This is a genomic window from Glutamicibacter sp. AGC84 (genome assembly GCF_053543575.1).
In genome coordinates this window covers 51,580-56,807 of sequence record NZ_JBLVOC010000013.1, presented here as the reverse complement: position 1 = coordinate 56,807, position 5,228 = coordinate 51,580, and the positions used below count along the sequence as shown (strand labels likewise).

5 protein-coding genes and 1 tRNA gene are annotated in these 5,228 nt (G+C 61.1%); 1 reads left to right on the top strand and 5 read right to left on the bottom strand.

Annotation, left to right across the window (positions count from 1 at the left end; translation table 11 throughout):
- Positions 1-32 precede the first annotated feature (32 nt).
- The 5 genes from ACNPN0_RS08570 to ACNPN0_RS08550 form a co-directional block, all read right to left on the bottom strand.
- On the bottom strand, positions 33-875 hold the full coding sequence (locus ACNPN0_RS08570; protein ID WP_332595330.1) for an aldo/keto reductase: 843 nt from the start codon (positions 873-875) through the stop codon (positions 33-35).
- A 68-nt stretch (positions 876-943) separates the two neighbouring features.
- Entirely contained in the window at positions 944-1,393 is a 450-nt protein-coding gene (locus ACNPN0_RS08565) for a hypothetical protein (RefSeq protein ID WP_105662501.1), read from the bottom strand.
- 153 nt (positions 1,394-1,546) lie between these two features.
- A complete protein-coding gene (locus tag ACNPN0_RS08560) occupies positions 1,547-1,738 on the bottom strand; it encodes a YbdD/YjiX family protein (protein ID WP_073707480.1) in 192 nt (63 codons plus the stop codon).
- Between the two features lie 2 nt (positions 1,739-1,740).
- Positions 1,741-3,975 (bottom strand): carbon starvation CstA family protein, encoded by a 2,235-nt coding sequence (locus ACNPN0_RS08555; protein ID WP_388024215.1) that lies wholly within the window; start codon positions 3,973-3,975, stop codon positions 1,741-1,743.
- 109 nt (positions 3,976-4,084) lie between these two features.
- The gene (locus ACNPN0_RS08550; protein WP_448937440.1) at positions 4,085-5,062 is read right to left on the bottom strand and encodes an NAD(P)H-quinone oxidoreductase; all 978 of its coding nucleotides are present in this window, start codon (positions 5,060-5,062) and stop codon (positions 4,085-4,087) included.
- A gap of 62 nt (positions 5,063-5,124) precedes the next feature.
- Between ACNPN0_RS08550 and ACNPN0_RS08545 the strand changes: the two genes are divergently transcribed.
- Positions 5,125-5,212, top strand: a tRNA-Ser gene (locus ACNPN0_RS08545).
- Positions 5,213-5,228: the final 16 nt, after the last annotated feature.

The window sequence follows — 5,228 nt, the reverse complement described above, 5'->3', positions numbered from 1 at the left end:
AACCGGGGAGCCTTCTGTTCTGCCTAGCTTTTTTACTCGAAGTCGGCGGTTGCCGGGTCAGCCGAGATACGGCCTTCCGCTCCGCGGTCCAGGGTAGCGATGGCAGCCAGATCTTCCTCGTCCAGCTTCACGTTCAGCGATTCGAAGTTCTCGACGATGCGCGATTCGGTGGTCGACTTCGGGATGACCACGTTGCCTACCGCCAGGTGCCACGCGATGACTACCTGCGCCACCGATGCTTCATGCTTCTTGGCGATCTCCACCAGCACTGGGTCGCTGAGCAGTTCGCCGCCGTGGCCCAGCGGGGACCAGGACTGGTGCAGGATGCCGTGCTCGGCCTCGTAGGCGCGCAGCTCGCCCTGCGGGAAGTACGGATGGGTTTCGACCTGGTTGATCACCGGGCGGACGCCGGTTTCGGTGTAGAGCTCTTCCAGTGCTTCCTTGGTGAAGTTGCAAACGCCGATGGACTTGGCCTTGCCGTCCTTCTGCAGCTGGATCAGTGCCTTCCAGGTGTCCACGTAGGTGCCGCGCTTGGGCTGCAGCCAGTGGATCAGGTACAGGTCGACGTACTCCAGGCCCAGCCGTTCCAGCGAAGCATCCGCTGCGGCGAGGGTCTTCTCGAAACCCTGGTCCGAATTCCAGACCTTGGTGGTGATGAAGAGGTCTTCGCGTGGCACGGTGCTGGCTGCAACTGCGCGGCCGACGCCAGCTTCGTTGCCATAGATGCGTGCGGTGTCGATGTGGCGGTAGCCGGCGTCGATGGCCTGGCCAACGACTGCTTCCGCGTCCTCGTCGGCGACCTTCCAGACGCCGTAGCCAAGCTGGTCGATGGTGTTTCCGTCAAGGAACTTCAGTTCAGGAATTGTTTGGGTCATGCAACTAATTTAGTCCACTGATGCGCCCTGCGCGGTGGAACACCACGCGAGCGATCGGGAAAACCCAATTATTCGCTGGAAGCGAGCAATTGCACGGCCCGGCTGACGTCTTCTTTCACCAGCATGGCACGATGGCGCACGGCTTCGATATCGATCGGCTTGCCGGCTTCGGCCTGCATGCGCATCATCGCTACGACCTGTGCGGTCGTCGCCAAATCGTTGGCGGCCTTAGTCAGCGAACGATGCGCCGCAGAGGTCAGCTGCGGGATCGTGTCGTCATTGCTCGGGGTGATCCGATGCGCCGCACAGCAAAGCTGGCGCACGGTCGGCAACAGCACAGCCATCTCATTGGCTTCTCGGACCAGCTGGTTGTAAACCTGGTCGTCGTTGATGCCCTCTACCACCTGGAAGACCCGGTCCAATGACCGCTGGAAACGGTCATGGGCGCGACGCCAGACGCCCTCGCCAAGTTCGCGAGCAGCAGCACGCTCAGCGCGCAGTCGTGAAAAGAACGCCATTACACTTCTCTGCCGGTGGTTTCCGATGAATTACTGGTTCTAGCCTACCGGGATCACCGCAGTGTTCCCGGCAGCGGGGTCGACATAAAACGAAACCGGCCGCGAGCCCCATCCGCTTTCGCCAATGGTTCTCACGGCCGGTACCAGTCGCGTTCAGCAGCAACGCCCTTCAGGATTCTTTTCCTGCCAGTCGGTGTAGTCCTTCCAGAATTCGCGCTCGGTCATTGGCTTGGCGCCAGGATGATTGCGTTCATGGTGTTCCAGATAGTGCTGGTACTTGTCGGCACCGAGCACCCCGTCGACAAACTTCTTGGCTTGCCCCAGGCGTTCCAAAAGCGTCGCCATGGCTAGTGGCCGCCTCGCTGGACTTGGGCTTCGGCAGGGATTTGCTTCCAAGCCTTTTCAAGTTCCTTTTCGGCAGGCGACGAGATCAAGCCGGCGGGCGCGTACATCTTCGATGGCACGGCAGGATCCTCGGTGCTGTTGCCACCACCGCTCTGCTTGGCCTTGGCGGTTGCGACAACAGCCGAAACCAGCACGATGGCGGTCAGTACCAGGAAGACCACGGACAGCCAGCCCTGGACACCGGTGTTGCGGACCACGGCCTCCATGGCTTCGACGCTGCCCGCCGAGCCGAGGGAAGTCTCGCCATTGGCCAGAGCTTCCTTGTAGGCGTTGTGGTTGGCGAAGTAGCCCACCTTGGTATCTGCGGAGAAGATCTTCTGCCAGCTCGCGACGAAGGTGATCACCACGGTGAAGGCCAGCGGCAGAGCCACGACCCACAGATACTTGAAGTTGTTCTGCTTGGCGATGATGGTCATCACCACGGCCAGCGCTATCGCAGCCAGCAGCTGATTGGCGATGCCGAACAGCGGGAAGAAGGTGTTGATGCCGCCCAGTGGATCTGTCACGCCGAGGATCAGGATGTAGCCCCAGCCGGCAACCATGATCAATGTGCACAGCCACACGCCCGGACGCCACGAGGTGTCCTTGAACTTCGGGAAGAAGTTGCCGATGGTGTCCTGCAGCATGAAGCGCGCAACACGGGTACCGGCGTCAACCGCGGTCAGGATGAACAGTGCTTCGAACATGATCGCGAAGTGGTACCAGAAGCCCATCATCGCGGTACCGCCGAACCACTGGTGCATGATGTGCGCGATGCCCACAGCCAGGGTCGGAGCGCCACCGGTACGCGAAACAACCGAGCTCTCGCCCACGTTATTGGCAAGTTCGGTCAGCTGGTTTGGATCCAGGCTAACGCCGGCCAAACCCAGCGAGTTCACGAATGCCGCCGCGGTTTCCACCGTGCCGCCGGTAGCGGCAGCCGAGGAGTTCATCGCGAAGTAGATGCCGCGGTCGATGGAAATCGCTGCAACCAGCGCCATGATGGCCACCATGGATTCCATGAGCATGCCGCCGTAGCCCAGGAAGCGGGTTTGCTTTTCCTTCTCGACCAGCTTCGGGGTGGTGCCCGAGGCGATCAGTGCGTGGAAGCCCGACAGCGCACCGCAGGCAATGGTCACGAACAGGAATGGGAAGATGTGCCCGGCAACGACCGGGCCATCGGCACGGCCGGCGAACTCGGAGAAGGCCGGAACATCGATTTCCGGGCGGACGACGATGATCGCCACGGCCAGCAGGCCGATGACGCCGATCTTCATGAAAGTAGACAGGTAGTCGCGAGGAGCCAGCAGCAGCCATACCGGGAGCACCGCGGCGATGATGCCGTAGATGATGATGGCCCAGGCGATGGTGGTGCGATCCAGGTGGAAGAACTCGGCACCCCACGCAGACTCGGCAATCCAGCGGCCGGAGATGATCGCGAACATCAGCAGCACGAAGCCGATGATGGAGATTTCCAGGACCTTGCCCGGGCGGATGAACCGCAGGTAGATGCCCATGAACAATGCGATAGGGATGGTCAGGCCCACCGAGTAGACACCCCAAGCGGATTCGCCCAGTGCATTGACGACCACCAGCGCCAAGATGGCGGTAATGATGATCATGATAGCCAGGGTGGCGATCAGGGCAGCGGTGCCGCCGATCAGGCCCAGCTCTTCGCGGGCCATCTGGCCCAGCGAGCGTCCGCCACGGCGCATGGAGAAGAACATGACGAGATAGTCCTGGACCGCTCCGGCCAGCACCACGCCCACGATAATCCAGATGGTGCCAGGCAAATAGCCCATCTGCGCTGCGAGGATCGGTCCAACCAGCGGACCGGCGCCTGCGATGGCGGCGAAGTGGTGGCCGAAGAGCACGCGGCGATCGGTGGGAACGAAGTCACGGCCGTTATTGACCGATTCGGCCGGGGTGGCCCGGAAATCATCGGGTTTGGCGATCTTGCGCTCGATGAACTTCGAATAGAAGCGGTAGGCAATCAGGTAGGTCGCAACAGCGGCGAAGACGAACCAGATGGCATTGATGGTTTCCCCGCGCGAGAAGGCGAGAATCGACCATGCGATTCCGCCGACCAGCGCGATGGCAACCCAGATGGCGATCTTGGCGGGGGTCCAACGCTTTTCTTCGCGTTCGGCAACCTCAGGATCGACACCCGCTGGTGGCAAGGTATTTTGGGTACTCAAATCGAGCAACCTCCTAGGATCAGTGCAAGTGATGTGCGCGACCAGCGGTTATTAGGCTAGTCACGCATTAATGACTACTGAGTCACCTTACAACTGGTTTCCCGCCGCATTAAACCTCTATGACAACTTTTCCCGTATGTTCACCGGAATCGAAGTATTCGTGGGCGGCGGCCAGCTCCGGGAATCCAAAGGCCTTGGTGACGTTCAGTGCCAGTTTCCCCTGTTCCAGCAGCGGCATCACGCGGGTAATGGTCTGGCGAACGATCTCCGCCTTCTCATGCAGCGGGCGGGAACGCAAAGTTGTGCCGATGATCCGCGCCCGCTTGCTCATCAGCAGGCCCAAGTTCAGTTCTCCCTTGGCTCCGCCTTGCAGTCCGATGACTACCATCCGTCCGCCGACGGCGAGCGCCTTGACGTTCTCCCCCAGGTATTTGGCGCCCACGACATCCAGGATCAGATCCACGCCCCTGGCGTCGGTCAGTTCCTTGACGCGTGCAGAAAAGTCCTCTTCCCGGTAGTTGATCCCCTCGTCGGCACCGAGGGCACGGCAGTAGTCCAATTTCTCTGCCGAGGAGGCGGTGACGATGACGCGGGCGCCAGCGGCCTTGGCGAGCTGTATGGCCATGGAGCCGATGCCGCCGGCTCCGCCGTGGATCAACAGCGTCTGGTCTTGGCTCAGACCGCCTTCGATGAAGAGGTTGGAGACCACGGTGGCGGCGACTTCCGGCAACCCGGCGGCTTCGATGCTCGAAACCGTTCCAGGGATTTCGATGAGCAGTTCTGCCGGAACATTGACGTACTGCGCATACCCGCCAGCAGCGAGCAGGGCGGCAACTCGCGCTCCCGGTTTCCATCCGCCGACGCCATCGCCGATCTCCACGATGCTGCCCGAGACTTCCAGCCCGGGGATATCGCTGGCTCCGGGAGGTGGCGGATACACTCCCTTGCGCTGCTGCACATCCGCGCGGTTCAGTCCGAAGGCCTCGACCTTGACCAGCACTTCCCCAGCTGCGGGGACCGGCATTGGCCGTTGGACCAGTTCAAGGACTTCCGGCCCACCGGCACCGTTGTAGATATAGGCGTTCATAACGTCGTTCATGGCCTTCAATTCCTTTCAACAGGGGTTCATGCCGTATACTTTTTCGGGTTGGATGGTTGTCCGAGCGGCCGAAGGAGCTGGTCTTGAAAACCAGTAGGCGGCAACCCCGTCTCATGGGTTCAAATCCCATACCATCCGCGCTTTTCGAGTTTGG